The sequence below is a fragment of the Tellurirhabdus rosea genome, from assembly GCF_026278345.1.
Classification (GTDB): domain Bacteria; phylum Bacteroidota; class Bacteroidia; order Cytophagales; family Spirosomataceae; genus Tellurirhabdus; species Tellurirhabdus rosea.
The window spans coordinates 2,653,841-2,679,535 of sequence record NZ_CP111085.1 but is presented as its reverse complement, the minus strand read 5'-3'; the positions used below and the strand labels follow the sequence as shown (position 1 = coordinate 2,679,535).

24 protein-coding genes and 1 tRNA gene are annotated in these 25,695 nt (G+C 57.2%); 11 read left to right on the top strand and 14 right to left on the bottom strand.

Features of this window, described 5'->3' with window-relative positions; all coding sequences use genetic code 11:
* Nucleotides 1-128: 128 nt before the first annotated feature.
* The 5 genes from ORG26_RS11215 to ORG26_RS11195 all read right to left on the bottom strand — a co-directional run bounded on the left by ORG26_RS11215 (nucleotide 129) and on the right by ORG26_RS11195 (nucleotide 4,580).
* A complete protein-coding gene (locus tag ORG26_RS11215) occupies nucleotides 129-1,298 on the bottom strand; it encodes an acyl-CoA dehydrogenase (protein ID WP_266369175.1) in 1,170 nt (389 codons plus the stop codon).
* A gap of 88 nt (nucleotides 1,299-1,386) precedes the next feature.
* Nucleotides 1,387-1,728 (bottom strand): DoxX family protein, encoded by a 342-nt coding sequence (locus tag ORG26_RS11210; RefSeq protein WP_266369174.1) that lies wholly within the window; start codon nucleotides 1,726-1,728, stop codon nucleotides 1,387-1,389.
* 12 nt (nucleotides 1,729-1,740) lie between these two features.
* Nucleotides 1,741-2,475: a 3-oxoacyl-[acyl-carrier-protein] reductase gene (gene fabG, locus ORG26_RS11205; protein WP_266369172.1), complete on the bottom strand. Its 735-nt coding sequence runs from the start codon at nucleotides 2,473-2,475 to the stop codon at nucleotides 1,741-1,743.
* 90 nt (nucleotides 2,476-2,565) lie between these two features.
* Nucleotides 2,566-3,567 carry a class 1 fructose-bisphosphatase gene (gene fbp / locus ORG26_RS11200; RefSeq protein ID WP_266369171.1) on the bottom strand — a complete coding sequence of 334 codons (1,002 nt, stop codon included), beginning with the start codon at nucleotides 3,565-3,567 and terminating at the stop codon, nucleotides 2,566-2,568.
* Nucleotides 3,568-3,695: 128 nt separating this feature from the next.
* A complete protein-coding gene (locus ORG26_RS11195; protein WP_266369376.1) occupies nucleotides 3,696-4,580 on the bottom strand; it encodes a fructosamine kinase family protein in 885 nt (294 codons plus the stop codon).
* Nucleotides 4,581-4,689: 109 nt separating this feature from the next.
* Here ORG26_RS11195 and ORG26_RS11190 point away from each other — a divergent pair, with 109 nt between their 5' ends.
* The 4 genes from ORG26_RS11190 to ORG26_RS11175 all read left to right on the top strand — a co-directional run bounded on the left by ORG26_RS11190 (nucleotide 4,690) and on the right by ORG26_RS11175 (nucleotide 8,873).
* Complete coding sequence (locus ORG26_RS11190; protein WP_266369170.1) at nucleotides 4,690-5,886, top strand: anhydro-N-acetylmuramic acid kinase; 1,197 nt, start codon at nucleotides 4,690-4,692, stop codon at nucleotides 5,884-5,886.
* Nucleotides 5,887-5,981: 95 nt separating this feature from the next.
* On the top strand, nucleotides 5,982-6,368 hold the full coding sequence (locus ORG26_RS11185; RefSeq protein WP_266369169.1) for a four helix bundle protein: 387 nt from the start codon (nucleotides 5,982-5,984) through the stop codon (nucleotides 6,366-6,368).
* A gap of 120 nt (nucleotides 6,369-6,488) precedes the next feature.
* Nucleotides 6,489-7,688: an L-2-hydroxyglutarate oxidase gene (gene lhgO, locus ORG26_RS11180; protein ID WP_266369168.1), complete on the top strand. Its 1,200-nt coding sequence runs from the start codon at nucleotides 6,489-6,491 to the stop codon at nucleotides 7,686-7,688.
* 123 nt (nucleotides 7,689-7,811) lie between these two features.
* Complete coding sequence (locus ORG26_RS11175) at nucleotides 7,812-8,873, top strand: phosphotransferase family protein (protein ID WP_266369167.1); 1,062 nt, start codon at nucleotides 7,812-7,814, stop codon at nucleotides 8,871-8,873.
* A 97-nt stretch (nucleotides 8,874-8,970) separates the two neighbouring features.
* Here the strand turns inward: ORG26_RS11175 and ORG26_RS11170 are convergent, their stop codons facing one another.
* The 7 genes from ORG26_RS11170 to ORG26_RS11140 form a co-directional block, all read right to left on the bottom strand.
* Nucleotides 8,971-10,431 (bottom strand): leucyl aminopeptidase family protein, encoded by a 1,461-nt coding sequence (locus ORG26_RS11170; RefSeq protein ID WP_266369166.1) that lies wholly within the window; start codon nucleotides 10,429-10,431, stop codon nucleotides 8,971-8,973.
* Nucleotides 10,432-10,511: 80 nt separating this feature from the next.
* Nucleotides 10,512-11,582, bottom strand: a complete 1,071-nt coding sequence (locus ORG26_RS11165) for an alpha/beta hydrolase (protein ID WP_266369165.1) — start codon at nucleotides 11,580-11,582, stop codon at nucleotides 10,512-10,514.
* Nucleotides 11,583-11,652: 70 nt separating this feature from the next.
* The gene (miaA, locus tag ORG26_RS11160; protein ID WP_266369163.1) at nucleotides 11,653-12,573 is read right to left on the bottom strand and encodes a tRNA (adenosine(37)-N6)-dimethylallyltransferase MiaA; all 921 of its coding nucleotides are present in this window, start codon (nucleotides 12,571-12,573) and stop codon (nucleotides 11,653-11,655) included.
* Nucleotides 12,574-12,663: 90 nt separating this feature from the next.
* Entirely contained in the window at nucleotides 12,664-13,533 is an 870-nt protein-coding gene (locus tag ORG26_RS11155; RefSeq protein WP_266369162.1) for a PDDEXK family nuclease, read from the bottom strand.
* 28 nt (nucleotides 13,534-13,561) lie between these two features.
* A complete protein-coding gene (locus ORG26_RS11150) occupies nucleotides 13,562-14,494 on the bottom strand; it encodes a Brp/Blh family beta-carotene 15,15'-dioxygenase (protein WP_266369161.1) in 933 nt (310 codons plus the stop codon).
* The gene (locus ORG26_RS11145; protein ID WP_266369159.1) at nucleotides 14,472-15,608 is read right to left on the bottom strand and encodes a lycopene cyclase family protein; all 1,137 of its coding nucleotides are present in this window, start codon (nucleotides 15,606-15,608) and stop codon (nucleotides 14,472-14,474) included. Before ORG26_RS11145 ends, ORG26_RS11150 begins: the two co-directional genes overlap by 23 nt.
* Nucleotides 15,609-15,915: 307 nt before the next feature.
* Nucleotides 15,916-15,988, bottom strand: a tRNA-Phe gene (locus ORG26_RS11140).
* A 124-nt stretch (nucleotides 15,989-16,112) separates the two neighbouring features.
* Here ORG26_RS11140 and ORG26_RS11135 point away from each other — a divergent pair.
* The 5 genes from ORG26_RS11135 to ORG26_RS11115 all read left to right on the top strand — a co-directional run bounded on the left by ORG26_RS11135 (nucleotide 16,113) and on the right by ORG26_RS11115 (nucleotide 20,975).
* Nucleotides 16,113-17,456, top strand: a complete 1,344-nt coding sequence (locus tag ORG26_RS11135; RefSeq protein WP_266369157.1) for a 4Fe-4S dicluster domain-containing protein — start codon at nucleotides 16,113-16,115, stop codon at nucleotides 17,454-17,456.
* A gap of 93 nt (nucleotides 17,457-17,549) precedes the next feature.
* On the top strand, nucleotides 17,550-18,803 hold the full coding sequence (locus ORG26_RS11130; protein ID WP_266369155.1) for a hypothetical protein: 1,254 nt from the start codon (nucleotides 17,550-17,552) through the stop codon (nucleotides 18,801-18,803).
* Between the two features lie 148 nt (nucleotides 18,804-18,951).
* The gene (locus ORG26_RS11125) at nucleotides 18,952-19,752 is read left to right on the top strand and encodes a (Fe-S)-binding protein (protein WP_266369153.1); all 801 of its coding nucleotides are present in this window, start codon (nucleotides 18,952-18,954) and stop codon (nucleotides 19,750-19,752) included.
* A 121-nt stretch (nucleotides 19,753-19,873) separates the two neighbouring features.
* Nucleotides 19,874-20,368, top strand: coding sequence for a hypothetical protein (locus ORG26_RS11120; RefSeq protein ID WP_266369151.1), 495 nt, complete (start codon nucleotides 19,874-19,876; stop codon nucleotides 20,366-20,368).
* A 121-nt stretch (nucleotides 20,369-20,489) separates the two neighbouring features.
* The gene (locus tag ORG26_RS11115) at nucleotides 20,490-20,975 is read left to right on the top strand and encodes a GAF domain-containing protein (RefSeq protein ID WP_266369374.1); all 486 of its coding nucleotides are present in this window, start codon (nucleotides 20,490-20,492) and stop codon (nucleotides 20,973-20,975) included.
* On the opposite strand, the gene mnmD is transcribed toward ORG26_RS11115, so the two are convergent.
* Complete coding sequence (gene mnmD, locus ORG26_RS11110; protein ID WP_323134416.1) at nucleotides 20,967-21,635, bottom strand: tRNA (5-methylaminomethyl-2-thiouridine)(34)-methyltransferase MnmC2; 669 nt, start codon at nucleotides 21,633-21,635, stop codon at nucleotides 20,967-20,969. The two genes, ORG26_RS11115 and mnmD, sit on opposite strands and share 9 nt — an antisense overlap.
* A gap of 113 nt (nucleotides 21,636-21,748) precedes the next feature.
* On the opposite strand from mnmD, the gene ORG26_RS11105 reads away from it, so the two are divergent.
* A complete protein-coding gene (locus ORG26_RS11105) occupies nucleotides 21,749-22,231 on the top strand; it encodes a DUF4293 domain-containing protein (RefSeq protein WP_266369148.1) in 483 nt (160 codons plus the stop codon).
* A 90-nt stretch (nucleotides 22,232-22,321) separates the two neighbouring features.
* Here ORG26_RS11105 and ORG26_RS11100 read toward each other — a convergent pair whose 3' ends face one another.
* The gene (locus tag ORG26_RS11100) at nucleotides 22,322-23,299 is read right to left on the bottom strand and encodes a KpsF/GutQ family sugar-phosphate isomerase (protein ID WP_266369147.1); all 978 of its coding nucleotides are present in this window, start codon (nucleotides 23,297-23,299) and stop codon (nucleotides 22,322-22,324) included.
* A gap of 167 nt (nucleotides 23,300-23,466) precedes the next feature.
* Here ORG26_RS11100 and recQ point away from each other — a divergent pair, with 167 nt between their 5' ends.
* Nucleotides 23,467-25,683 carry a DNA helicase RecQ gene (recQ, locus tag ORG26_RS11095; protein ID WP_266369146.1) on the top strand — a complete coding sequence of 739 codons (2,217 nt, stop codon included), beginning with the start codon at nucleotides 23,467-23,469 and terminating at the stop codon, nucleotides 25,681-25,683.
* Nucleotides 25,684-25,695 lie beyond the last annotated feature (12 nt).

The window sequence follows — 25,695 nt, the reverse complement described above, 5'->3', positions numbered from 1 at the left end:
CAAATCTAATAAATTGGACAAAACTAATACAAGTGTTTATCCCGTGAAAATATAAAAAAAGATGCACGTGCCCGCCAAGGATACATGCATCTTTTGAAAAAAAATTGTGTAAACGGTATAAGGAAGTGCTATTTGACCAGTTCGCGGGCAATAACTAATTTTTGTATTTCTGAAGTCCCTTCATAAATCTGGGTAATTTTGGCGTCCCGCATCAGGCGCTCCACATGAAATTCCTTCACGTATCCGTAGCCTCCGTGCACCTGAACGGCCTCCGTAGTGGCCCACATGGCCACGTCTGAAGCGTACAGTTTCGCCATGGCGGCGGCCTGCACGTAATCCTTGCCTTCGTCCTTCAGCCGGGCCGCTTTGTAGACCAGCAGCCGGGCGGCTTCAATGCGGGTCGCCATTTCGGCAAGCTTGAACTGGATGGCCTGGTGGTCGAAAATCCGGCGGCCAAACGATTTGCGCTCCTGACTGTATTTCAGCGCGAGTTCGTAAGCGCCGGCCGCAATGCCGAGGGCCTGGGCCGCAATCCCGATCCGGCCGCCGTTGAGGGTGGACATGGCAAACTTGAAACCGAAGCCTTCGGGACCGATGCGGTTTTCCTTCGGCACCTTCACGTCCGTGAACATGAGCGAGTGCGTATCCGAAGCCCGGATGCCCATTTTGTCCTCCTTTTTCCCAACCACAAAGCCCGGCTGGCCCTTCTCCACAATCAGGCAGTTGATGCCTTTGTGCTTCTTTTCGACGTCCGTCTGGGCCATCACGAGGCAAACGCCTGACGAGTTGCCGTTGGTAATCCAGTTTTTGGTGCCGTTAAGCAGGTAATGGTCGCCCTGGTCGAAAGCCGTCGTGGTTTGCGAGGTGGCGTCCGAACCCGCTTCCGGCTCGGACAGACAGAAGGCCCCGATGATTTCGCCCGAAGCAAGCCGGGTCAGGTACTTCTGCTTTTGCTCTTCGCTGCCGTAGGTCTCCAGACCCCAGCAGACCAGCGAGTTGTTGACGGACATAATGACCGAGCATGACGCATCGACCTTGGAAATCTCTTCCATGGCGATGACGTAGGAAACGGTATCCATGCCGCCGCCGCCGTATTCCGGGGCGACCATCATGCCCAGAAAACCCAGTTCGCCCATTTTTTTGACCTGCTCGGCGGGAAATTTCGCTTCGGAGTCGCGCTCGATGACGCCCGGCAGAAGATCGTTCTGGGCGAAGTCCCGCGCCGCTTCCTGAACTGCCAGGTGCTCTTCCGTCAGGTTAAAGTTTAAGCCGGTCAATTCCAGCGTTGAAGATGCCATGTGTTGTTGATTTAGTGAATCTGTCCACGAATATCCAAAAATAAGGCAACTTTGTATAGTATGCAAGCATACTACCTTATCCTTCGGCCTACTTTGTATACTGATAGGCCCACCAGATCAGGACCAGTTGCAGCGGTAATCGTAAAACCAGCGCCCAAGTCGGAAGGTTGGTAAACCTACCCGAAGTGAGCATGTACACATTGGCCGGAAAAACCGCGATCAGCAGCAGAATAATGCCCCAGGCCGCCAGCGACCGAACGGCCGGAAACAGCAGGCCGAGACCTAGCACGATTTCGGCAACGCCGCTCACATAAACCAGCAACTGATGCGCCGGGAGGTAGGGCGGCATGCTCCGGACATAAAACCGGGTGGCGGTAAAGTGCAGGATACCGGCGACGACATACAGCGCCGCCATGAGGTATAAACCCATCGTCTGATTCGGTTAAGAAGACTGGCCACCGTTGACGCCCAGCACCTGCCCGTTGACGAAGGAGGCTTCGTCTGAGGCCAGATATAGATACGCATAGGCAATATCCTCCGGTTCGCCCATCCGTCTGGCCGGAATCGTCTGGATCGTCGCCTGGCGGACTTCTTCGGGCATGGCGTCGGTCATGTCGGTCGCGATGAAACCGGGTGCGACGGCGTTGGCGGTTATGCCTTTCGACCCTAGTTCTTTGGCCCAGGTCCGGCACATGGCGATCACGCCCGCTTTGGTCGCCGAATAATTCGTCTGCCCGAAATTGCCGTGCACGCCCACCACGGACGAGGTGCAGATAATCCGGCCGTACTTCTGTTCGACCATGTACGGCACGACGGCTTTGGTGCAGTTGAACACGCCCGTCAGGTTCACGTCGAGCACCTGCTGCCATTCGTCGTGCGACATTTTCAGCAAAGTGCGGTCGCGGGTGATTCCGGCGTTGTTGATGAGGATGTCGATGCGGCCGTATTGTTCGGCGACGGTTCGGGCGGCGGCTTCCACGCCGGGCACGTCCGTGACGCTGACTTTCATGAATTCGGCCCGGCCGCCTGCCTCGCGGATGGCCTGGGCGGTCGGCTCGCCGTCGAGCATGTCCCAGATAAGAACGGTAGCTCCCTCGCGGGCAAAAATTTCGGCGGCGGCCCGGCCGATGCCGCGGGCCGCTCCGGTGATGATTGCAATTTTGTTTTGAAGACGCATTGTTGACTGGCTATTACACGGATTAGTAAATTGACGGTGACGACACCATCAGAACTTCATAGTAAATCAATTAATCCGTGTAATCCAAGTTCAGAAGCGCGACAATAATTCTTCGACCATTCCTTTCGCCCCGATGTAGAGCGGCGTCCGCTGGTGCAGGTGCGTGGGTTCGATGTCCAGAATCGAGCGGTAGCCGTCGCAGGCGCTGCCCCCGGCCTGTTCGGCGATGAACGCCAGCGGGTAGCACTCGTACAGAAGCCGCAGCTTGCCCGACGGAGCCTTGGGAATGGGCGGGTAGAGGTACATACCGCCTTTGATGAGGTTCCGGTGAAAATCGGCCACCAGCGAACCGATGTACCGGCCCGTGTATCCCCGTTCGCGGCAGGTCGCCAGATAGTCCCGGACGGTTTCGGGATACTGGTTGAAATTGCCGTCGTTGCAGGAATAGATGGTGCCGTTGTCCGGACTCGTCAGTTCGGCATGCGACAGAAAGAATTCGCCGAGGGAGTGGTCGTACGTGAAGCCGCTGACACCGTGACCGGTCGTGTAGACGAGCATCGTGGACGAGCCGTACAGAATATAGCCCGCCGCCACCTGTTTCCGGCCGCCCTGCATGAAATCGTCGAGCGTGGCCCGGGTTCCGGTGGGAGTGATGCGCCGGTAGATGGAGAAAATGGTCCCGATGGATACGTTGACGTCGATGTTCGACGAGCCGTCGAGGGGGTCCATCGCCACGACGTATTTGCCGTGGTCGTTGCCGGTGAAAATGATCTCTTCGTCTTCTTCAGAAATAAGGGCGCAGACTTCCCCGCCGTTTTTCAGCGCCCGGATAAAGCGAATGTTGGCAATGACGTCCAGTTTCTGCTGGTTTTCGCCCTGAACGTTCTGCGCCCCGAACCCGCCGACCACGTCGATCAGACCCGCCCGGTTGATTTCCCGGTTAATGATTTTTCCGGCCAGTGCAATATCCCGCAGCAGTTGCGATAGTTCCCCGGTGGCAAACGGGAAGGCGCTTTGTTTCCGAATAATGTACCGGTCGAGCGTCACGCCGACGGGCAGGGCAAGGTTTTGTGGCGGGGTGGTCTGGTTCATAGGACTTCTCTGTTAAAATTTTCTTCGGTCGGCGAAGAGGGGAAAAGTTACGAAAGATTTCCGTCCGCAAGGGCGAAAAATGAGTATCCGGAACCAGTAAATCTGCGCAATCGATTGCGTAAATGTTACTAACCGAATGCTTTCAGGATTCGCTCAACGCCACTGACATAACCCGTCCCAAACAGGTTGACATGAACCAGCAACGGGTAGAGGTTGTAGATCGGAATCCGCTCCCGAAAACCGTCTTCCAGCGGAAATGCCTCGTGGTAGGCAGCGTAGAACCGCTCGTCGAAGCCGCCGAAAAGGGTGGTGAAGGCCAGTTCGGCCTCCCGGAAGCCGTAATAGACCGCCGGGTCGATCAGCGTGGGCTGGCCGTCTTCGTTCACCATCACATTGCCCGACCAAAGATCGCCGTGCAGCAGGGCCGGGCGTTCGGCGGGCAGAAGTTCGGGCAGCCGCTGGTAAAGCCGCGCAAAGCGGTCGTAGAGTTTTTTGTCAATCAGGCCTTTGTACAGCGCCAGTCCGGCCTGCGGATGCAGCCGCTGTTCGATGAAGAAGCGGATGCCATTGTCGGTTAAGGTATTCTGCTGGGGCAGCAGACCGATGAAGTTATCGAACTCCAGGCCAAACCGCGGCTGGGTATGCGAATGCAGTTCGGCCAGCGACTGGCCCAGTTTTTCCCAGTAATCCGGACCCGCCGGCGCCGAATCGATGTATTCCAGGATCAGGTAGGCTTTGTCCTGCTGCTGCCCGTGCCCGACGACGGCCGGAATCTGCAGCGTGTCGGTCTTCCGCAGCAGCTCAAGACCCCGGGCTTCGGCTTCAAACATCCCTTCCTGCCCGGCGGTATTCCATTTGATGAAAAAAAGCTGTTCGGAGGTGAAAACCTGCGCGGCCGTGTTGATGTCTCCGCCCGACAGGAACCGGGCTTCCAGGACGTCGACCGGGCGGCCCAGGGCCTGAAACAGAATACTTTCGAAAAAATCAGTTTGCTCGTCTCCTAACCACATCATGCCGGGGGCGGGTATCTTGTTTTCGTCAAAAATATTGGGTTCGCCGCCGAATCCTGCCAATAACTTATTTAGCATCTGCTAATTTTACCGCCGAAGTGATTTGTGCTGTATGAACCGAAACCTCCAACGCCTCACGGAACTGGCTTCCCGCTCCGAACGCCGCATCATCGGCCTTATGTCCGGCACCTCGCTCGACGGCCTCGACGTGGCGCTCTGTCGCATCAGCGGCAGCGGCGAGGATACCAACGTGACGCTGACGCATTTTGCTACCGTACCGTATACCGACGACCTTAAAGCCGAAATCCGGAAGGTTTTTGCCAAAAAAGACATTGATTTCCAGCACCTGTGCCTGCTGAACCCGTACATCGGGCAGATCCACGGCCGGATGATTCTGGATTGCCTGAACCGCTGGAACCTTACGCCCGACGACGTGGACCTCGTGGCCAGCCACGGCCAGACGGTCTTCCACGCGCCCAAAAGCCAGCACGGGCTCGCCAAATTTCCCAATGCCACGCTCCAGATCGGCGACGGCGACCACGTGGCCGTCACGTCGGGCATTATCACCCTCAGCGATTTTCGGCAGAAACATCTGGCGAAAGGCGGGGAAGGCGCGCCGCTGGCGGTGTACGGGGACTATTTCATTTTTTCGAAACGCGGCGAAAACCGGCTGATGCTGAACATGGGCGGCATTGCCAACTTCACGTATCTGCCGGGCAGCCTCAACGCGGCGGAGGTGTTCACGACCGATACCGGGCCGGGCAATACGCTCATCGACGCCTTTGCCCGCCGCTTTTTCGACCAGCCCTTCGACGAAGGCGGACGCATTGCCGCCCGGGGCCGGGTGAACGAAGACCTGCTGCGGATTCTGAAAAAAGACCCGTTTTTCACGACGGCCTTCCCCAAAACGACGGGCCCGGAGTTGTTCAGCCTCGACTACGTCCGGCAGGCGCAGCAACGCAGCCAGACCACCTCGCTGACGGCCGAAGATCTGATGGCAACCCTGACCCGTTTCAGCGCCGACACCATCGCCGACGCATTGAAATCCGCCATCCAGCCCGGCGAAACCTACCATATCTACATGAGCGGAGGCGGGATGCACAACCCCGTGCTGACCGGTGCCATTCGGGAGCAACTGCCGGAAGCCCGGTTTTCTTCCACGGACGAACTGGGCATTTCGGGCGACGCCAAAGAAGCCGTTCTGTTTGCCGTCCTTGCCAACGAAGCCGTAGCGGGCGGAACCACCTCGTTTGGTGACCGACAGGGCGTTCCGACAGTCAGCATGGGAAAGATTAGTTTTCCGTTTTGAGTTTTCTGTTTTGCGTTTTCTGTCTTCTGTTTCTCGTTTGATACTTTACTTTTACATACAATAGAAAACGGAAGACAGAAAACAGAAAACAACTTATGCCTACCGTAAACACATTTGAGGAATTGAAGTCATGGCAGAAAGCCCGACTCCTTGCCAAAGAGATACATGAGGTTACCCGGAGGTTTGAAGATGATTTCGATTTGAAACGGCAGATCAGAAAATCTTCCGGCTCTGCCATGGATAATATCGCAGAAGGTTTCGGAAGAGGAAGTCGGGGTGAGTTCGTTCAGTTTCTTGGTATCGCAAAAGGCTCAGCCGAAGAGGTGAAATCCCAACTTTACCGGGCACTTGATAATATCTATATCACTAAAGAAGAGTTCGATCACTTATATCAACAAGCTGACGACGTCGGAAAGCTAATAGCCGGACTTTTGAAATACCTCAACACATCAGATATAAAAGGAAAAAGATACAACCAGTAACCGTTTTCAGTTTTCTGTTGTCCGTTTTCAGTTTTCTGTTGCTCCGCAAAGCGTGGATTTGGAAACCGAAAACAGAAAACGGACAACCGAAAACTGAAAACGGAAAACAGAAAACGGAATATGACCGACATCATCATCATCGGCGGGGGCATTGTCGGACTGGCAACGGCTCTGCAAATCAAGCGGCAGCGCCCCGGCCTCACCGTAACGGTAATCGAAAAAGAAACCGGAGTAGCCCGGCACCAGACCGGCCACAACAGCGGCGTGATTCACTCCGGGCTGTATTACAAACCCGGCAGCCTGAAGGCGCTGAACTGCATCCGGGGCTACGACATGCTGGTGCAGTTCTGCCGCGAAGAAGGCATTCCGTTCGACCTCTGCGGCAAGCTCGTCGTGGCAACCAACCCGCAGGAGGTGCCGCTTCTGAACAACCTGTACGAACGCGGCCTGCAAAACGGTCTGAAAGATATTCAGAAAGTGTCGGCGGCGGAAATGCGCGAAATCGAGCCGCACGTGGCCGGCGTGGAAGGCATCCGGGTGCCGTACACGGGCATTGTGGACTATGCCGCCGTGACGGAGAAATACGCGCAGAAGTTCCGCGAACTGGGCGGCGAACTGCGGCTGGGCGAAAAAGTCGTGCAGGTGACCACGGGCAACACGCTTTCGGTGGTCGTCACCGAACGGGGAACCTACGAAACCCGGCTGGTGGTCAACTGCGCCGGGCTGTATTCGGATAAAGTGGCCCAGATGACGCAGCGGCAGGACATCGACCTGCGGATCATTCCGTTCCGGGGCGAATACTACAAGATCAAGCCGCACCGCCAGCACCTCGTCAAACACCTGATTTACCCCGTGCCGGATCCGAACTTCCCGTTCCTCGGCGTGCACTTTACCCGCATGATCGGCGGCGGCGTGGAGGCCGGGCCGAATGCCGTGCTGGCGTTCCGGCGCGAAGGCTACAAAAAGCTGGACGTGGATTTTAAGGAACTTTACGAAACGCTGACCTGGCCGGGCTTCCAGAAAGTAGCCGGTAAATTCTGGCAGACCGGCATGGGCGAGTATTACCGCTCGTTCTCCAAAGCGGCCTTCACCAAAGCGTTGCAGCAGCTGATTCCGGAAATTCAGGAAGACGATCTGGAAGACGGCGGCGCGGGGGTGCGGGCGCAGGCCTGTGACCGCACCGGCGGCCTGCTCGACGATTTCGCCATTCTGGAAACCGAACGGGCTGTCAACGTCTGCAACGCGCCCTCCCCGGCGGCCACCTCCTCCCTCTCGATTGGCCTGACCGTTTCAGAGAAAGTTTTGGCAAGGTTTGATTAAATAAGTTGTATCGCAGCGTTTAGCGGAGAAAAGAGCCGGGCGGAGGTGCTGAACCATCCCGGCTAAAGGCTGTTTTTCTCCCTTAGTCGCTGCGATACAAATTTTTAACCCGTTGACCACTCCATGACCCCCGACCGCCCCACCACCATCCGCCCCGGCGAAGAGCTGGACCTAACGGCCCTGCAAGCCTACCTGAATGACGCTTTTCCCGGTTTTGGCGAAATAACGGACATCGCCCAGTTTCCCGGCGGCTACTCCAACCTGACGTATTTACTGAAAACGCCGGCAAAGGAATACGTGCTGCGCCGCCCGCCGTTTGGGGCCAAAGACATCAAAGGCGGGCACGACATGGATCGCGAGTTCCGGGTGCTGTCGATGCTGAAGGCGGCGGGCTACCGGACCATTCCGGAGCCGGTGATTTTCTGCGAAGACGAAACGGTGATGAACTGCCCGTTCTACGTCATGGAACGAGTGCCGGGCGTCATTCTGCGGGCGCAGACGGCCCCGAAGCTTGGGATTTCGCCGGAAACGATGCGGCGGCTGTCGGAGTCGCTGGTCGATACGCTGGTCGAGTTGCACGCGCTGGACATTCAGCAGACGGGGCTGGTGCATCTCGGGAAGCCCGAAGGCTACATCCGGCGGCAGGTGGAAGGCTGGCACAAACGCTACCTCGCGGCCCAGACCGACGACGTGCCCGCCATGACTGAACTAGCCCGCTGGCTGACCGACGCTCTGCCCGCCGAAAACGCCCCGACGCTGCTGCACAACGATTTCAAATACGATAACGTCGTTCTGAATCCGGACGATTTGCCCGACATCCGCGCCGTGCTGGACTGGGAAATGTGCACCGTGGGCGACCCGCTGATGGACCTCGGCACCTCGCTTTCGTACTGGGCCGAAAGCACCGACGACCTCTTCCGCAAATCCTTCAACCTGACGCACCTGCCGGGAAACCTTACCCGCCGCGAGGTGGCTGACCGCTATGCCGAGCGCAGCGGCCGCGACGTGTCGAACATCGTGTACTACTACGTTTTCGGGCTGTTCAAAAACTCCGTGGTGATTCAGCAGATTTACACCCGGTACAAAAAGGGCCTGACCAACGACGAACGTTTTGCCGGGCTGTTGTGGGGCGTGCAGGCGCTATCGGGTGTGGCGGTGCAGGCGGTTGACAAGGGGACAATCTGAGCTGTTTTCCCGCGGATTAACGCGGATTTTAGGCGCAGATTTTTCACAGATTATCAGCGAAAATCTGCGTTTAAAATCCGCGTTAATCTGCGAGAACTCATCCTAAACGACCCAGAAAATCAATCAGCAGCCGGATTCCAAAACCCGTTCCGTTTTTCTGCGAGCCGAACTCCGTATCGCCGTAGGCCATGCCCGCAATATCCAGATGCGCCCAGGCGGGGTGATTTTCCGTAAAGACTTCCAGAAACTTGGCGGCGCTGATGGCCCCGGCGAACGGCTTCCCGCTGTAATTTTTGAGGTCGGCCACGTCGGATTTAATGTCTTCTTTGTAAACATCCCAGATCGGCAGCCGCCACAGCCGCTCGCCCGTGCGCTCGGAGGCGGCCAGCAGGTCGGCGCTCAGTTGGTCGTTCTGAGAAAAAAGCCCGGCGGCATGGTAGCCCAGCGCGGCGATGACGTTGCCCGTCAGCGTCGCCAGATCAATCAGAACGTCCGGCTGGAAGTTGCGGATGGCGTAGCCGAGTCCATCGGCCAGAATGATGCGGCCCTCGGCGTCGGTGTCGATGACTTCAATGGTTTTGCCCAGATACGAGCCGATGACGTCGCCGGGCTTGGTCGCGCTACCGTCCACCATGTTTTCAGTGCTCGGAATGAGGCCGACCAGATGCACGGGCAATTTCAGTTTGGCCGCCGCTTCGAGCGTCCCGAGTACGGCCGCCGCGCCGCCCATGTCGCTTTTCATCAGGTGCATGTTGGTCGATGGCTTGATCGAAATGCCGCCCGTATCGAACGTAATGCCCTTCCCCACGAGTCCAACCTTTTTAGGGTTCTCAACGCCCTCCGCCCGGTATTCCAGGATGATGAAACGCGGTTCGAGGTCGCTGCCCCGGTTGACGGCCAGCAGTGCGTGCAGGCCCTGCCGCTCGATTTCGGCCTTATCGAAAACAGTCACCGAATAGCCGTGCTTCCGGCCGGATTCTACGGCCCAGTCCGCCAGCGTCTGCGGCGCCTGGTAGTTGGAAGGCGCGTTGAGCAGATCAAGGATTTCGCGGTGGGTGGTGGCAAGGGCAAGGGCGCGGTCGGCGGCCTTTTGGGCCATTTGGTGCCGTTCTTGGGGCAAAACAAGCACCAGTTCCGGGTCGGCGGCAAAAAAGCCGGTAGCGGCGGGTTTATCCGTCACATAAAGCCGGAGGTCATAGCCGCCCCAGAAAATGCCCTGCACGATGTTTTCGACCGTTTCGGCTGTAAATTCGGTCAGGTCAACGGCCACCGGGCCGGTCAGGCGGGTTTTATTTCGAAAAAAGAACTCCCGGAAAATCTTAACCCAATCCAGAGCGCCCGGTTCTTTACCCAGACCAAGCAGGAAGGTCTTGCGGCCGTCGGGGCTATAAATCGGCAGGACTTCTTTGGCTTCGGCTTTAAAATCCTGTTGCAGCGTTTCGGCAGGCAGGTTTAGGCTGGCGGCCAGAAGGGATAATTTCTGGGCAAGCTCGTCGGTCTGGAGGAGCGGCTGTATCGTGACGGCCTGGTCAACCTGCGTGGTGATGCTAATTTTCATAGTTATTTAACCGAAAAAGCAATGTGTAATCTTATTGGGCACAGAGCGGGCTAAAGCGCCCCTGCGGTTTAAATCAGAAATCAATAAAACAGCCACTCGACCGCTTTCGGAAACTCCCGGCTCCAGTGGGCTTCGTTATGTTCGCCGGCGGGATCAACGGACACTTCGAACTGGATGCTTTCATCATCGATGCCCTGCCGCCGGACCGCGTCATGCAGCCGCTGGATGTTGGGCACCATGTAGGTCGATTCGGCCTCGCCGCCGTAAATGTAGACTTTCGTCTGTTCGGCTTTGTGAAAATGAATGGCATCGAAGTAAATCTTGGGCGAGAGCCAGAGCGAAGGCGAAAAAATCATTAGCCTTCCGAACACGTCCGGGTACATCAGTCCGGCGTAAATGCTGATGAGGCCGCCCATCGAACTGCCGCCGATGCCGGTGCTGGCGTGGTCGGAACGGGTGCGGTAGCGGGCATCCACGGCGGGTTTGAGCGTCCGGGCGATAAACTCCAGGTACTGCCGTCCCTTGCCCCGTCCGAAGCGGGTCCGGTAGGGCGAAAACTCCTTGATTCGTTCCTCTTCGCCGTGGTCGATGGACACCAGAATGACTTCATGACGCCGCCGGGCGGCCAGAACGGCCATCCGCTGGTCGATGTTCCAGCTGCCGAAGCCCACGCCCTCGCCGAAGAGGTTCTGCCCGTCGTGCAGGTACAGCACCGGGTATTGCTTGTCGGTTTCGTGGTAGTCGTAGGGCAGCAGAACGTTGATCCGGCGGGTTGTCTGCAACTGCGGTACGTCAAACTCGTCGCTGAGCAGTTCGACTTTAGGCAAAAACTCGGGGTTGAAAGGCCGCCCGCTCAGACGCCAGTGGGGTACGTAGTCCGTCGCAGTGCCCTCCGTAACCGACAGCGTTCGGTTGTGCACGCCTTCGCCCGTATTGCTGAGCTCGACGGAATCCCAGCCGCCGCGGTTGTATTTGTACTCGATGAGGTCGGGCAGCGCAAGGCCGTCGGGCAAAACCAGTTCGTAAGCACCCGGAGCGGTGGGCTGCATTTGAAACACCGGCACGTCGGGATACCAGCGGCAGAAATTTCCCGAAACGTAAACCGGGCGGTCGTCGCCTTCCGGCGTTTGAAGATGAAAGTGGACAGGCATTTTGGTAACCACGGGCTTCAGCCCGTGAACTGGATGGAAAGGTTTTGCACTTCGTCGGGTTTGGTCTGGGTTAAAGCCCGCGGGTACGGTATAAACGAACGACGTCCTCACACAGTTCGGGCGTTGGCCTGGTCCCGTCGAGCCAGTGAATGGGGAGGCCGTCGCGTTCCATCTTGCGAAAATAGGTCATCTGGCGCTTGGCAAACTGGTGAATGGCCGTTTCCAGGCGGCTGCTCAGGGTGTCGTAGTCGAGGTCGCCGGTCAGGTATTGCGTAATGAATTTGTATTCGAGGCCGTAGTAAATTAATCTTTCGGCCGGAATGCCCCGTTTCAGCAGCGTCTCCACCTCCTCGATCATGCCGTTCCGGAGCCGTTCGTGCAGGCGGCGGCTGATGCGCTCCCGGCGCAGTTCGACCGGCGGGTTCAGACCAACCACCAGAAAGTCGGTCAGTTCGGGCGTCGTGGCCGTTGCGGCATCCGGATGCTGTTGCAGGTGCCGCGAAATCTCGATGGCCCGGATGAGCCGTTTGCGCGTGGAAGTGTCGGCCAGCGGGGTGTAGGCAGACGGCGTTTCGCGGAAAATCCGGTGCAGTTCCTCATCAGGTAACGATTCCAGCGCACGCCGGGCGGCTTCATCGATGGGAATGGCCGTAAACTGATGGCCTTTCAGGACCGCCTCCAGATACAATCCCGTTCCGCCGCAGACAACCGGCAGTTTTTTCCGCTGCTGAATGTTGGCCAGGGCGGCGTGAAAGTCCTTCTGAAATTCGTACAGGTTATACTCCGTTCCGGCGTCCACGATGTTGATGAGGTGATAGGGCACGGGGGCGTCGCCGACCCGGTATTCGTCCAGATCTTTGCCCGTACCGATGTCCATGTCGCGGTAGACCTGGCGCGAGTCGGCGCTGATGATTTCTCCGTTGAGTCGGTGGGCCAACTGTACGGCAAGGCGAGTTTTTCCGGAAGCGGTGGGGCCGAGGATGATGATCATAGAAAGTGGAAACGGTCCTGAACCTGGATTACACGGATTAACGGATTTATCAGGATTGTCTAATTGAGGCAGCGCATCCCGGTAAATCTATTAATCCGTGTAATCCAGGTTCAGAACAAATTTGAGGCTTCCGGCATTATGCACCGGTATCAGTTCTTCGCTTTCTTCCGCCAGCCGGTGCGGGTAGTGGCGGACGAGCGTTTCCGCATCGAGCCAGAATTCCTGCGGGGCGGTCGTTCCCACGCGCTCGAAGCCTAGTTTCTCGTAACTCCGCCCGTCCGACCAGTCGCGGTCGGCGTAGGTCATGATGTCGCCGGGATGCTGTTCCTGGATAAACGCTTTCAACAGCTTGTCGAGCCCGCCGACGACGGTGCAGTTTAACCGGTTTGCAAAGCGCACCAGCTCAACCGAGCGCGAAAGCTTTCCGTTCCGCGGAATGGTGCGGGGGTGGCTGAACGTAGCTACGGCCACCAGCAGTTCCGTCGCGCCGGAATCGACCGTTTTCTGGTAATCGTCCGATAACACGCGAAAATAACGGGCGGGCAGAAACAGTCCATACTTGTATTTCGAGAGCGTGACGACCTGCAAATGGTTGTGGTCGAGAAAGGCCGCCGTGGTTGGCCGGTCAAGGCGCCGGACCTGCGTCAGACGCGCCGGAATCCGTTGGGATTGTCCCGCCAGTGCCCGGAGCCGTGACTGAACCACCTCTTTTTTCAGCCGCCAGACATCTTCCCACAGGTGTATGATGCGCTCGCCTCGCTGCCCAAAGTTATCCGAAAGGTGCTGGAAGAAAAACGGCTCCGTCGGTTGCTCCCGGTACCTTTTCACGACAATCAGGTGCAGAAAAAGGGCTTTGCCGGCCAGTTTCAGCAGCGGAAAGGGGGTTTCGGCCCCGACCGCCACCGGTTCAGCGTCGATTTTTTCAGCGGATAAAAAAGAAAGCAGGTCATCGGTCAGCACAGCGCAAAGGTACGAACGTCGGCCGAAATCATTCCACCCCCCGCGAACGGCGGTAAATCGGCTCGGTCACGAACACGTGCGGAACCGTTATGGCAAAAATGAAGATGAACAGCACAAACGTAAGCGGGTAAGGCAGCTCGATCTGCGCACTGAGCCACAGCAGTCCGCCCAGAAACAGGAACGCCAGAACGGTAATCGGCAGCGCGTCCCGGTAAAATTGCCGGAAACCCGCCGCCCCGTCCGGCGGGTACAGGCTTCGGCTAAACAACCGGATAGAATCTACGCTGTGCCAGATGCCGAAATAAACCGCAAAGCCAACCAGCAGCCGCGTGTGAGTAAAAAGCAGCAGCAGAAAAACCGTAGCCGCCAGCCGCAGTCCCGCTTCCGGCCAGCTCAGCCAGCCCCCCGCCGCGGCCCCCGCCAGCAGTCCGGCCGCCACGGCTCCGTAGGCCAGGGGCGTATTCGGCAGGGCTACAAAAAAGTCCGTAATCGCCGCAAACCCGTATCCGTCGGGCAGGTAGCCGGGCAGTTCGTGGGCACGCAGTGCCAGCAGCGCCGCCAGCAGGTTGGCACCCCAGGCTACGTACAGGCCGTCGGCGCGGCGGGCGGCCCGGGGACGCAGGTGGTCGTGCAGGTCGCCCTGCCCGAAATGATAGGCGGTAATGACCAGAAATAGCACCAGACCCGGCAAAGGCAGCCAGAGCATTAGCCCGGCCGAAGCCAGAAAAACGGCCAGGTACAGCCCAAACGCCCGCCGCGGCGGCAATTGTGGGAAGCGTTTGCGCAGCAACAGCAAATCGTTGGCCCCGTGCGGAATACCGACGAGCAGCAGCACCGGCCCCAGTAGCACCCAGTCGCGGTAAGAGTCGGCGGGCAGCAATGCCCAGAGGAGCCACAGCAGGCCCGAAAGAGCCAGTTGCAGCGCAGGAAGCCGGTAGTCAGGGGCGGAGGTAGCTTTCATACAGGACGCGGAGAAAGGGAGACCAGGGTAATCGCCAGAAAATCCGGGCTTCGTCGAGCGGGGCCGACGAGCGGTCCAGAAATGCCAGAATGTCGGCAAAGCGGTTCCGGCGAAAGAGGGCGCTCATAATGCCGGGGACCCGCTCCGGAAAGCGGTCGATGAGGTGCAGTAGCAGCCGGTCGTAAAACTGGTGGCGTCCCGCCGCGGAAAACCGGCTGACCTGCCCGTCCTGAAGCGAAGCCGCAATGAGGGCCGAGTCCTGTTCGATGAACCGAAAGGCGTAACCCGTGGCGGGCCGGGCCAGTCCGCCCGCCAGACCGATGTGGTGCAGGCCGTCGGCGGTTTGCTGCGGAAACGGGTAGTCGGTCATCGGGATGCTTCCCTGCTCGGAGGCGGTGACGTTGTAGCGGTCGATGCTCCGCCGGTGCAGATACGCCTTTAGTTTTTCTTCGTACGTCCCAACCGGCCATGGTCGGGGCGAAAAAACGGTGTATTCCACCAGCGCCCGCCGGTCGGAGTAAGGCAGCACGTACACAAACTCGGCTCCGCTGCCCGGTTCGGTGCGGAAATCCATCAGCGTGACCGTGTCGGACTCAAAAGCGGGCTCGGGCGTTTCTACAAACCAGCCCAGAAAATGCTGTTGCAGAGCGTACCGGGCCGGGCGGGTAGCGGGCGGGTGAACGCTGCTGAAAAGCCGTTCGCAGCGGATTTCGGCCCCTTCGGTCTGAATCAGGTAGTTGCGGCCACTGGGTCCGTACCGCCGCGAAGCTTCGGTGCGCAGGTGCACGCTGGGCAGGCGAAACAGTTCGTCAAGGATGTGCTGCCGGTAGCGGCGGGCGGGGATGCTAACGTAGCTGTAAGGAGCAATGGGCTCGGTCAGGGCGCCTCGGTGGTCGGCAAACGAGACTTTATGCCAGATACCTTCGGCGAGAGCGGCGTAGCGATCGGGCTCGTGGGTCCAGAAAGACCAGGTTTTTTCGGGATGTTGCAGCAGGGCCGGGTCGAGCAGGGCAATGCGAAGGTCGCCGCCATAACGGCCCACCAGTTCCCGCGCCAGGCTGAGGCCTGCACAGCCCGCGCCGATAATGCCGATGTCGTAGGTATCCGGGTGCATGACCAGATAACCTTCTGCTTTAATAGAATGTTACTATTTATAGAAAAGAATGTATTTTGTCTATATACGCTCGGCTGTGTATACGTTGAACGGAGCGAAAGGCTTACCCAATCATTGTCCTATTTTTTCCGGAAATATGCTTGTTATCGCCCGGAGATGTACTATATTTGCTCAACAGAAAATAGTATGCACGCATACCTTTTGTCAACAAACGAACGCCACAGACGGTTACGGTTGCAGGGTCCTGTTTTCGGGCCGGATCGCCGTAAAACAAGAAAGCCCCGCATGGCTGCGGGGCTTTGGACGGTGGTGATGGACGGAGTCGAACCGCCGACACAAGGATTTTCAGTCCTTTGCTCTACCAACTGAGCTACATCACCGTCGGTCTTGTTTTGTGGGTGCAAAGGTAGCGTAACTTTCGGCTTGTTTGCAACTATTTTCCTGAAATAAATTTAATAAAAATCTGTCCTCAGGCCGAAATGCCTGATAAACAGCGATTAATTTATGGCAATAATTCAGCAAATTTTGTTTGTGGCAGCCCTGGCCGTAGCGGCCTGGTTTGTGACGAAACGCTACAAGTTCATTCGGGACAACATCAATCTGGGCAAGCCCGAAAACCGGAAGGACCGGCCGTCCGAGCGACTCAGCATCATGCTGCGGGTGGCGTTCGGGCAGAAGAAAATGATGACCAACGTAACCGTCGGACTGATGCACTTCGTGATTTACGTGGGCTTCGTCATCATCAATATCGAGATCGTAGAAATCGTGCTGGACGGGATTTTCGGCACGCACCGGCTTTTTGCGCCTTACCTCGGCGCCGTGTATCCGTTCCTGATCAACGTCTTTGAAGTGTTTGCGCTGGGCGTCTGGCTGGTCTGCGTGGGCTTTCTAACCCGTCGCTACGTGACGCGCGTCGGTCGCCTGCAGGGGAGTCGGCACGAAGAAATGAGCTGGCGCTGGCCGCAACTGGACGCTACGCTGATTCTGACGTTCGAAATCCTGCTCATGACGGCCTTTCTGACCTGGAATGCCGCCGACACGGTCCTGCGCGCCCAAGGCGTGGCGCATTACGACGTGCCTGTGGCCGGTGATTTTCTCATCAGCGGACTGCTGACGCCCCTGTTTGAGGGCTGGAACACAACGGCTCTGATTGCCTACGAGCGGTTTGCCTGGTGGTTTCACATTTTGGGTATCCTGTTCTTCGCCGTGTACGTGACCTATTCGAAGCACCTGCACATCATTCTGGCCTTCCCGAATACGTACTTCTCGAAGCTGGAGCCGAAAGGCGAAATGAAAAACATGCCCGAAATCACGAAGGAAGTACAGCTGGCGCTGGGCATTACGCAGCCTGATCCGAATGAGGTGCCGGCCGAAATCGGGACTTTCGGGGCCAAAGACGTGTTCGACCTGAGTTGGAAAAACCTGATGGATGCCTACACCTGCACCGAGTGCGGGCGCTGTACGGCGGCCTGCCCGGCCAACATCACGGGCAAAAAACTGTCGCCGCGCAAAATCATGATGGATACCCGCGACCGGGTGGAGGAAGTGGGCCGGAACCGGGACGCCAACGGCGGCACGTTCGTGGACGACGGCAAGACGCTCATCAACGACTACATCACCGTCGAGGAAATTAACGCTTGCACCACTTGCCAGGCTTGTGTGCAGGAATGCCCGGTGAATATCAATCCGCTGGAGATCATTCTGCAGCTTCGGCGCTACAAAATCATGGACGAGGCGCAGGCACCGGCTTCGTGGAACGCCATGTTCAGCAACGTCGAAAACAACATGGCTCCGTGGAAATTCTCCCCGAGCGACCGGTTCAACTGGGCTGATCAGGTGAACTCATAAAAACACCTGGCTAACTTTTCGTTGGTGATTTGCCGACAACCGGGCTAACTTCGGCCCCAATTACTCAGTGCAAATGGGCCAGCCCGTGTTAGAATGGATGTATTAAGCGTAAAAATTGGAATAGCTCTTTTTTTGTCGGTGGCCGTGGTGCTGCTGCTGTGGCTTCGAAAGTACCTGAACCGATTCTCGGAAAGCCAGCACGGGTCGCTCATTGCCTTGTTCTTTGTTTTCCTGCGGGTAATCCCTTTTGTGCTGGTTTATCTGGTGCTGGGTCTGGAGCCTCGTTCGGACGTTCCGGTCTTTTTCGACGCCGCCCTGCAAGCGAGCCGGGGGCAGGTAGTGTACCGGGATTTCTGGTCGCCGTACTCCCCGCTCTTTGCCTACATGACGGCCCTGCCGGTGCTTTTCTGGCAAAGCGCCAAGGCGGTCGTGGCGCTCATGATTCTGATGGAAGGGCTGGCGCTCTGGCTGACCTGGCGATTTTACCGCCCGCTGCTGGGACGGGACGCGCTGATCCGGGTGCTGGTATACCTGATGCTGCCGGGACCGCTGGTGCTCTGCGTGCTGGGTGGTCAGGAGGACATCTGGATGTGGCTCTTTGTGGTCATTTCGGCGCTGGTCTGGCAACGGACCCGAAACAGCTTCTGGGTGGGCGTGGTAATGGCGCTGGCGCTGATTACGACGAAGGCGCTGGCGGTGCTGCTGGTGGTTTCGCTGTTTTTTCTGGTCGAAAGGCCGTTCAAATACCTGGCCGGGCTGCTTCTGGTGGGCATTCCGTCGTTTGCGCTGCTGGTCTGGCTGGTGGGTGAGAAGTTTCTGACGCCGCTGATGTTTGCCGATATGCCGTTTGCGCCAAACCTGTGGACGGTGGTCAGCCCCATCATCGGCGATTTCCGGCCGTATGCCAAAACGCTGAGCTGGGTCGGGCTGGCCGCGACGATGGGCGTTGCCTGTCTGGCAGCCGCTTTTCTGAAGCAGAAAACGACTTACGAAAAGGCATTACCCGTCCTGTTTTCGCTGTGTTTCAGCTTTATGATGTTTTTTCATAAAAGCTCATTCAGCAATTACGCGTTCATTTTCATGATGCCTTTTGTGCTGGGTATCCTGAATTTATCGAGCAGACGGCAGCTCCTGGCGCTGCTGCTGTTCAACGCGGCGGTCGTGGTGCAGCCCACGTACTGGTGGGGACTGGGGACACCCGTTTTCACCAACTGGGCGATGGTGCTGACGCCGCGCCACCTGATCGAATACGGAATGGAGCTGACGGTCGTGGGCTGTCTGGTGTATTTTCTGGTGCTGCTGTACCGGAACCTCGTCTACCAGCCCGGCCGACTGGGCTCTGTTTAGTTGGGGAAGGTTTAGAGTTTATGGTTTATAGCGGTCCGCCGCAGCGGTTGCTACACCAGATCAACGTATAGCAGAGCAACCGCTGCGGCGGACCGCTATAAACCATAAACTCTAAACCCCAGACTGTTACCTAACTGATTTTAAAGCAATGACAACCGAAATAACCTACAAAGTCCCTACTATGGCCGAAATGGCTGCCCGGGGCGAAGAGCCGGAAGTGTTGTTCTGGGTCGGCTGTGCCGGTTCGTTCGACGACCGGTATAAAAAAGTAACGATTGCTTTCGTCAAGATTCTGAACCATGTCGGCATCCGATTCGCCGTTCTGGGCACCGAAGAAGGCTGTACGGGCGATCCGGCCCGCCGCGCCGGCAATGAGTTTCTGTTTCAGATGCAGGCCACGGCCAACATCCAGGTGCTCAACGGATACGGCGTAAAGAAAATCGTGACAGCCTGCCCGCACTGCTTCAATACGCTGAAAAACGAGTATCCCGAGCTGGGCGGCACGTACGAGGTGATTCACCATTCTCAATACCTGCAGCAGCTGATCAACGAGGGAAAAGTAGCCCTGAAGGGCGGAGGTACGTTTAAAGGCCGCAAAATAACCTTCCACGATTCGTGCTACCTCGGCCGGGCTAACAAAATCTACGAAGCGCCCCGCGAAGTGCTGGAAGCGCTGGATGCCGAACTGGTCGAAATGAAACGCTGCCGCACCAAAGGACTCTGCTGCGGGGCCGGCGGGGCGCAGTACTTCAAAGAGCCGGAGCCGGGCAAGAAGGACGTCAACATCGAACGGACCGAAGAGGCCCTGGCGACGGGCGCCGATACCATCGCCGTCGCCTGCCCGTTCTGCATGACCATGATGTCTGACGGCGTGAAAAACAAGGAGCGCGAAGATTCCGTGAAAGTCTACGACCTGGCGGAACTCGTAGCGCAGGGGCAGGGGTTGTAAAGGAGTCGTAAGTCATTTAGTCGTAAGCGGTCCTCCGCTGCGGTCGTAAGTCGCTCCGCCAGATGAGAATTTGGCGAAGCCACTTACGACTAAATGACTTACGACTTTAAAACGTACTCTCATGCATACCGCTTTCAACAACCTCCCCGATACCGCGCGGCTGTGGATTTACCAGTCGTCGCGCCCGCTGACCGACGCCGAGGTAGCGTCGCTGGAAGCCGAACTTCAACCGGCCGTCAACAACTGGGCCGCTCACGGGACTCCGTTGCTCGCTTCGGCGGCCGTGCTGCACCACCGCTTCATCCTGATTGCCGTGGACGAACAGCACCACCCGCCCAGCGGCTGCTCCATCGATGCGTCCGTCCGCTGGGTCCGGGAGTTGGGGCTGGCGCTGCAAACGGACTTCTTCGACCGTTCGGTCGCCTTTGTTTCGGCTGATGGGGTGGTCCATACGCTGCCGCTGCCCCAGATCAAAGCCGCCGTCGCTGATTGTCAGCTGACGCCCGAAACGCCCATTTTCAACAATCTGATTGCGACAAAAGGGGAATTGGTAAACTGGCAGGTCCGGGCGGGCGACTCGTGGTTAAAGCGGTATTTCAAAACGCAAACTGTGTAATTTTTTAACCACAGAGTGGCGCGGAGTTTTTCACAGAGTGACACAGAGGGGTTAAAAACTCTATTCAACTCGGTGCAAAACTCCGCGCTACTCCGTGGTTGAACCAACCAACTTCTTCGACATGGCCGAAACACTCCTTATTCCTCAAACAGACAACCGGCAGGACAAATACGACAGCCTGCTGCCTCAACTGGAAGCCCTGACCACCGGCGAGCCGGACCTGACGGCCAATCTGGCCAATATCGCCGCCGCACTGAAAGAAGCTTTCGGTTTCTTCTGGGTCGGTTTTTACCTCAAAAAAGGGTCTCAACTGGTACTTGGCCCGTTTCAGGGACCGATTGCCTGCACGCGCATCAACTTCGACAAGGGCGTCTGCGGCGCGGCGTATTCCCGCCGGGAAACCATTCTGGTGCCGGACGTAGAGCAGTTTCCGGGGCATATCGCGTGCAGTTCGCTCTCCCAATCGGAGGTTGTCGTGCCCGTTTTCGACCAGGCGGGCGAAGTGGCGATGGTACTCGACGTGGACAGCGACAAACTAGCCGATTTCAGCGAAGTGGACGCCCGCGAACTGGAGAAAGTAGCCGCGCTGATTACGAAGTTACTGTAAAATCGCCCGCAGCACTTCCCGTTTCCGCGCCGGACCGGGATGCTTTTCGACGGTAAATCCGGCGGCTTTCAGGTTGCGCTGCACGTACCCTTTCGAGCAGTAGGTCGTCAGCAGGCCGCCGGGGAGCATCATCCGGGCAAGCTGCTGGAAAACATCGACGTTCCAGAGTTCGGGCTGGCTGCTGGGAGCGAAGGCATCGAAGTATACGAGATTAAACCGCTTGCCCATCCGGAAGTCCTGCAAACGGGTCTGGTATTTGGTCAGGCTGAAAAAGGGGCTCAGTTCAGCCGGCTCGCCCCAGGGCGTTTCGTGCAGGGCGACGGTGAAGTGCGTATCCAATACTTCATCAAAGTTCAGCAAGCGGGCTTCCAGAAGCGGCAGGGGATAGGCTTCCACGGTCGTATATTTCACCCGTTTCTGCCGTTTTTCGGCTTCGAGCAGCGTCAGCAAGGCATTGAGCCCCGTGCCGAAGCCCATCTCGAACAGGCGTACTTCCTCGAACCGCTCGAAAGCCGCCTCCAGACCCAGTTCGATAAAAACCCGCTGCGATTCCTGCAACGCGCCCAGCACGGAATGGTAATATTGGCCGGTCTCAGGCTTCCAGACCGAATGCGAGCCGTCGGCGGTAACTACCAGACGGCTTTCTGTTTTATTTTCCAAGTTCATCCTTGTATCTTCGCGACCGGAAAAATTTAGGGTTTATCGTTTATCATTTAGAGATAGATACTTCCTCCGAACTATAAACCATAAACAGGAAACTACAAACTAACATCATGATTCAACGCATTCAGACCCTGTTTCTTGCCGTAATTGCCGTCGCGATGGGCGTCGTACTCAGCACGACGATCTGGCAGAAACTGGGCGTCAATAACGAAGTGGCCGAACTGACGGCCCTCCGGCTCACGCATACCAAAATGGTTGGCGCTACGGCCTCTTCCGTGGTGACGCCCGCTTACTACGTCGCCATTCTGGCGGCGCTGATTATTGGCGTATCCATTTACACCATCTTCCAGTACCGTAACCGGGTTCTGCAAATGGGCATGTGTGCCGTCAACGCGCTGCTGCTGACGGGTTTGATGGGTTCTGTGCTGTACCTGACGCTCTACAAGGGCAAGGACTTTTTCAACCCCAGCGACCAGGGACAGTTCACGACCGGCTTCTACGCCATCGTCGTTGCCCTGCTTTGCAACATGTTCGCCAACCGCTTCATCCGCCGCGACGAAAAGCTGGTGCAGGAGTCTAATCGACTCAGATAATTAGGAGTTATGAATTAGGAGTTGGCTCCGCCGAAGAGTAAGCTAACCGGCGGAGCCAACTCTTAATTCATAACTCATAATTCTTTACTTCTAGACGAGTCCTTCCTTCAGCAGGTCGTGCAGGTGCACGAAGCCGAGCACCCGGCCGTTTTCGACGACGACGAGCTGGGTGATGCTGCGGCTCTGCATGATTTGCAGGGCTTCGCTGGCGTAATCGTCGGGGGCGACGCTCACAGGGGAGGGCGTCATGATGTCCCGGGCGTGCAGCCCTTCGAGGTGCAGGGTGCCGTGGCGGCTCAGCATGCGGCGCAGGTCGCCATCCGTCACGATACCGGCCAGTAAGCCTGCTTCATCAACCACGGCGGTTGCGCCCAGCCGCTTCGACGTCATTTCCAGAATCACTTCGTGAACCGTCGCGGCGAGCGGCACCTGCGGCACCTGGTGGTGCGGGTAAAGGTCGCAGACTTTGAGGTAAAGTTTTTTGCCGAGCGAGCCGCCGGGATGGTAGCGGGCAAAATCCTGCCGGGTGAAGCCCCGCGCTTCGAGCAGGCTGACGGCCAGGGCGTCGCCAATGGCCAGCGTGACGGTGGTGCTGGTGGTGGGGGCCAGGTCGAGCGGGTCGGCCTCGCGCTCGCAGGGAGCGGGCAGCACAAAGTCGGCGTGGGCCGCCAGATAGGAATTCGTCTGGCTGACAAAGCCAATCAGCCGGACGCCCGTGCGTTTTAGCAGGGGAACCAGTACTTTTATTTCGGGCGTGTTGCCGCTTTTGGAAATGCAGATGACCACATCGTCGGACTGGATCATACCCAGGTCGCCGTGAATAGCATCGGCGGCGTGCATAAAAAGGGCGGGCGTTCCGGTCGAATTGAGGGTGGCCACAATTTTTTGCCCGATAATGGCACTTTTTCCAATGCCTGTCACGACAACCCGGCCCGAACTTTGCAGGATAGTCTCTACAATTCGTTCAAATTCTTCATCAATACTTTCAACAGCCTGACGGATTGCCTCCGATTCTGCAAGCAGAACCGCCTGTGCCGTTGAGCGAATATTTTTTTTAACTAGTTTCAACGTTGCTTTTGTCGAAATGGATTAACTAATTTTATAAGACAAAGATACAGCAAAACCCAGGGTCTTCAAGAAGATGCCGTCCGGCCTCGGCCGGATATTGTTTTGGAAGGCCATATGTAACGCACACAAACGATCATAACTAAGACAAGTAACCTCCGTGATTTGAGATGATAACGCAGCAGGCAGACCAGACGGTACAAGTCACTCTGAAAGAAAAACTTAAAGAAATTTTTGGCTTCAGCCAGTTCCGGGGCGATCAGGAGGCTATTATCAGCAGCATCCTGGGTGGACAGAATACGTTCGTCATTATGCCCACCGGAGCCGGTAAGTCGCTTTGCTACCAACTGCCCGCGCTGGTGTGCGATGGTACGGCAATTGTCATTTCCCCGCTCATCGCCCTGATGAAAAACCAGGTCGACCAGCTCAACGCGTTCGGCATCAACGCGCAGTTTCTGAACTCGACGCTGACGAAGGCGGAAATGAACAAGGTCAAGCGGGATACGCTCGACGGCACGCTGAAACTGCTTTACATCGCTCCGGAGTCCCTGACCAAGGAAGAAAACCTCGATTTTCTGAAACGGGCCAACATCTGCTTTGTCGCCATCGACGAGGCGCACTGTATCTCGGAATGGGGCCACGATTTCCGGCCGGAATACCGCAAAATCCGGGGAATCATCGACAGCATCGGCAACCTGCCGGTCATCGCCCTGACGGCCACCGCCACGCCGAAAGTGCAGCTGGACATCATCAAGAACCTGCAGATGGAAGACGCCTCGGTCTTCAAAACGTCGTTTAACCGGAAAAACCTGTACTACGAGGTCCGGCCGAAAATCGACGAGAAAAAGCAGCTCATCAAATACATTAAAAATAACAAAGGCAAGTCGGGTATCGTCTACTGCCTCAGCCGCAAATCGGTAGAGGAAATTGCCGAACTGCTGAATGTCAACGATATCAAGGCGCTGCCGTACCATGCCGGACTGGACCCGCAGACGCGGATGAACAACCAGGACGCCTTCCTGAACGAGGAAGTGGACGTTATCGTGGCTACGATTGCCTTCGGAATGGGCATCGACAAGCCGGACGTGCGTTTTGTGATTCACTACGACGCCCCGAAGTCGCTGGAAGGCTATTACCAGGAGACCGGCCGGGCGGGCCGCGACGGGCTGGAAGGCAACTGCGTGATGTTCTACACCTACGACGACATCGTCAAGCTGGAGAAATTCAACAAGGATAAGTCGGTGACCGAGCGCGACAATGCCCGCCATCTGCTGATGGAAATGGTGTCGTACGCCAACCTCGGGGTCTGCCGCCGCCGCCAGCTGCTGGGCTATTTCGGCGAGTACATGGACAAGGACTGCGGCTTCTGCGACAACTGCGTGAAGCATACCGAGCGTTTCAAGGCGCAGGACGAAGTGGTGCTGGCCCTGCAGACCGTGCTCCAGACCGACCAGCGGTTTGATACCGATCACATCGCCGACGTGCTGACAGCCACCGAAAACCAGTACGTCACCAGCTACGAACACAACAAACTCCCCGTTTACGGCAAAGGAACCGAGCTGAACGAGAGCCGGGATTTCTGGTGCTCGCTCGTCCGGCAGGTGACCATTTACGGCTACATTGACAAAGACGTCGACAATTACGGCGTTCTGAAGCTCAGCAAGCGGGGCCGCGCCTACCTCGAAGACCCGTATCCGGTTACTCTTTCCAAAGATCATAACTACGAAATCGTCGAAGAAACCAAGAACGACGATGATGATAATTCGGCCACGGCTTCGGGCTCGGGCAACGCGTACGACGAAGCGCTGCTCGGTCTGCTGAAGGCCATGCGGAAGAAGGTCGCCAAAGAAAAGGGCCTGCCGCCGTACGTGATTTTCCAGGACCCGTCGCTGGAAGAAATGGCGACGACCTACCCGACCACCCGCGAGGAAATGGCGCAGATCAATGGCGTCGGGATGGGAAAAGTGGCTAAGTTTGGCCGCCCGTTCATCGAGCTGATCGCCAAATACGTCGAGGAAAACGACATCGAAACGGCGAAGGACGTGGTCGTGAAATCGATGGTCAACAAATCGAAGGTGAAGATTTTCATCATTCAGCAGATTGACCGGAAAGTGGACCTGGAGGAGATCGCCGAAGCCAAAGACCTGTCGATGGAAGACCTGATCGAGGAGATCGAGCACATCTGCTACTCGGGCACCCGTCTGAACCTCGATTACTACATCAATCAGATTATGGACCGCGACCGGCAGGAGGAAATCTACGATTACTTCATGACGGCCGAGACCGACAACATCGCCGTGGCCCTGCGCAACTTTGGCGGCGACGATGTCACGGAGGAAGAACTGCGGCTGATGCGGATTAAGTTTTTATCGGAAGTAGCAAACTAATTTGAATGAATA

What these genes read in the sequence shown, in the direction of transcription:
- fbp (WP_266369171.1), bottom strand. Translation starts at nt 3,567, where the DNA reads ATGAACCAGACCACCCCGCCACAAAACCTTGCCCTGCCCGTCGGCGTG.
- ORG26_RS11215 (WP_266369175.1), bottom strand. Translation starts at nt 1,298, where the DNA reads ATGGCATCTTCAACGCTGGAATTGACCGGCTTAAACTTTAACCTGACG.
- ORG26_RS11145 (WP_266369159.1), bottom strand. Translation starts at nt 15,608, where the DNA reads ATGCACCCGGATACCTACGACATCGGCATTATCGGCGCGGGCTGTGCA.
- fabG (WP_266369172.1), bottom strand. Translation starts at nt 2,475, where the DNA reads ATGCGTCTTCAAAACAAAATTGCAATCATCACCGGAGCGGCCCGCGGC.
- ORG26_RS11195 (WP_266369376.1), bottom strand. Translation starts at nt 4,580, where the DNA reads ATGATGTGGTTAGGAGACGAGCAAACTGATTTTTTCGAAAGTATTCTG.
- ORG26_RS11150 (WP_266369161.1), bottom strand. Translation starts at nt 14,494, where the DNA reads ATGAAAGCTACCTCCGCCCCTGACTACCGGCTTCCTGCGCTGCAACTG.
- recQ (WP_266369146.1), top strand. Translation starts at nt 23,467, where the DNA reads ATGATAACGCAGCAGGCAGACCAGACGGTACAAGTCACTCTGAAAGAA.
- ORG26_RS11165 (WP_266369165.1), bottom strand. Translation starts at nt 11,582, where the DNA reads ATGCCTGTCCACTTTCATCTTCAAACGCCGGAAGGCGACGACCGCCCG.
- miaA (WP_266369163.1), bottom strand. Translation starts at nt 12,573, where the DNA reads ATGATCATCATCCTCGGCCCCACCGCTTCCGGAAAAACTCGCCTTGCC.
- ORG26_RS11170 (WP_266369166.1), bottom strand. Translation starts at nt 10,431, where the DNA reads ATGAAAATTAGCATCACCACGCAGGTTGACCAGGCCGTCACGATACAG.
- ORG26_RS11115 (WP_266369374.1), top strand. Translation starts at nt 20,490, where the DNA reads ATGGCCGAAACACTCCTTATTCCTCAAACAGACAACCGGCAGGACAAA.
- ORG26_RS11190 (WP_266369170.1), top strand. Translation starts at nt 4,690, where the DNA reads ATGAACCGAAACCTCCAACGCCTCACGGAACTGGCTTCCCGCTCCGAA.
- ORG26_RS11210 (WP_266369174.1), bottom strand. Translation starts at nt 1,728, where the DNA reads ATGGGTTTATACCTCATGGCGGCGCTGTATGTCGTCGCCGGTATCCTG.
- ORG26_RS11135 (WP_266369157.1), top strand. Translation starts at nt 16,113, where the DNA reads ATGGCAATAATTCAGCAAATTTTGTTTGTGGCAGCCCTGGCCGTAGCG.
- ORG26_RS11130 (WP_266369155.1), top strand. Translation starts at nt 17,550, where the DNA reads ATGGATGTATTAAGCGTAAAAATTGGAATAGCTCTTTTTTTGTCGGTG.
- ORG26_RS11105 (WP_266369148.1), top strand. Translation starts at nt 21,749, where the DNA reads ATGATTCAACGCATTCAGACCCTGTTTCTTGCCGTAATTGCCGTCGCG.
- ORG26_RS11185 (WP_266369169.1), top strand. Translation starts at nt 5,982, where the DNA reads ATGCCTACCGTAAACACATTTGAGGAATTGAAGTCATGGCAGAAAGCC.
- ORG26_RS11175 (WP_266369167.1), top strand. Translation starts at nt 7,812, where the DNA reads ATGACCCCCGACCGCCCCACCACCATCCGCCCCGGCGAAGAGCTGGAC.
- ORG26_RS11125 (WP_266369153.1), top strand. Translation starts at nt 18,952, where the DNA reads ATGACAACCGAAATAACCTACAAAGTCCCTACTATGGCCGAAATGGCT.
- ORG26_RS11120 (WP_266369151.1), top strand. Translation starts at nt 19,874, where the DNA reads ATGCATACCGCTTTCAACAACCTCCCCGATACCGCGCGGCTGTGGATT.
- lhgO (WP_266369168.1), top strand. Translation starts at nt 6,489, where the DNA reads ATGACCGACATCATCATCATCGGCGGGGGCATTGTCGGACTGGCAACG.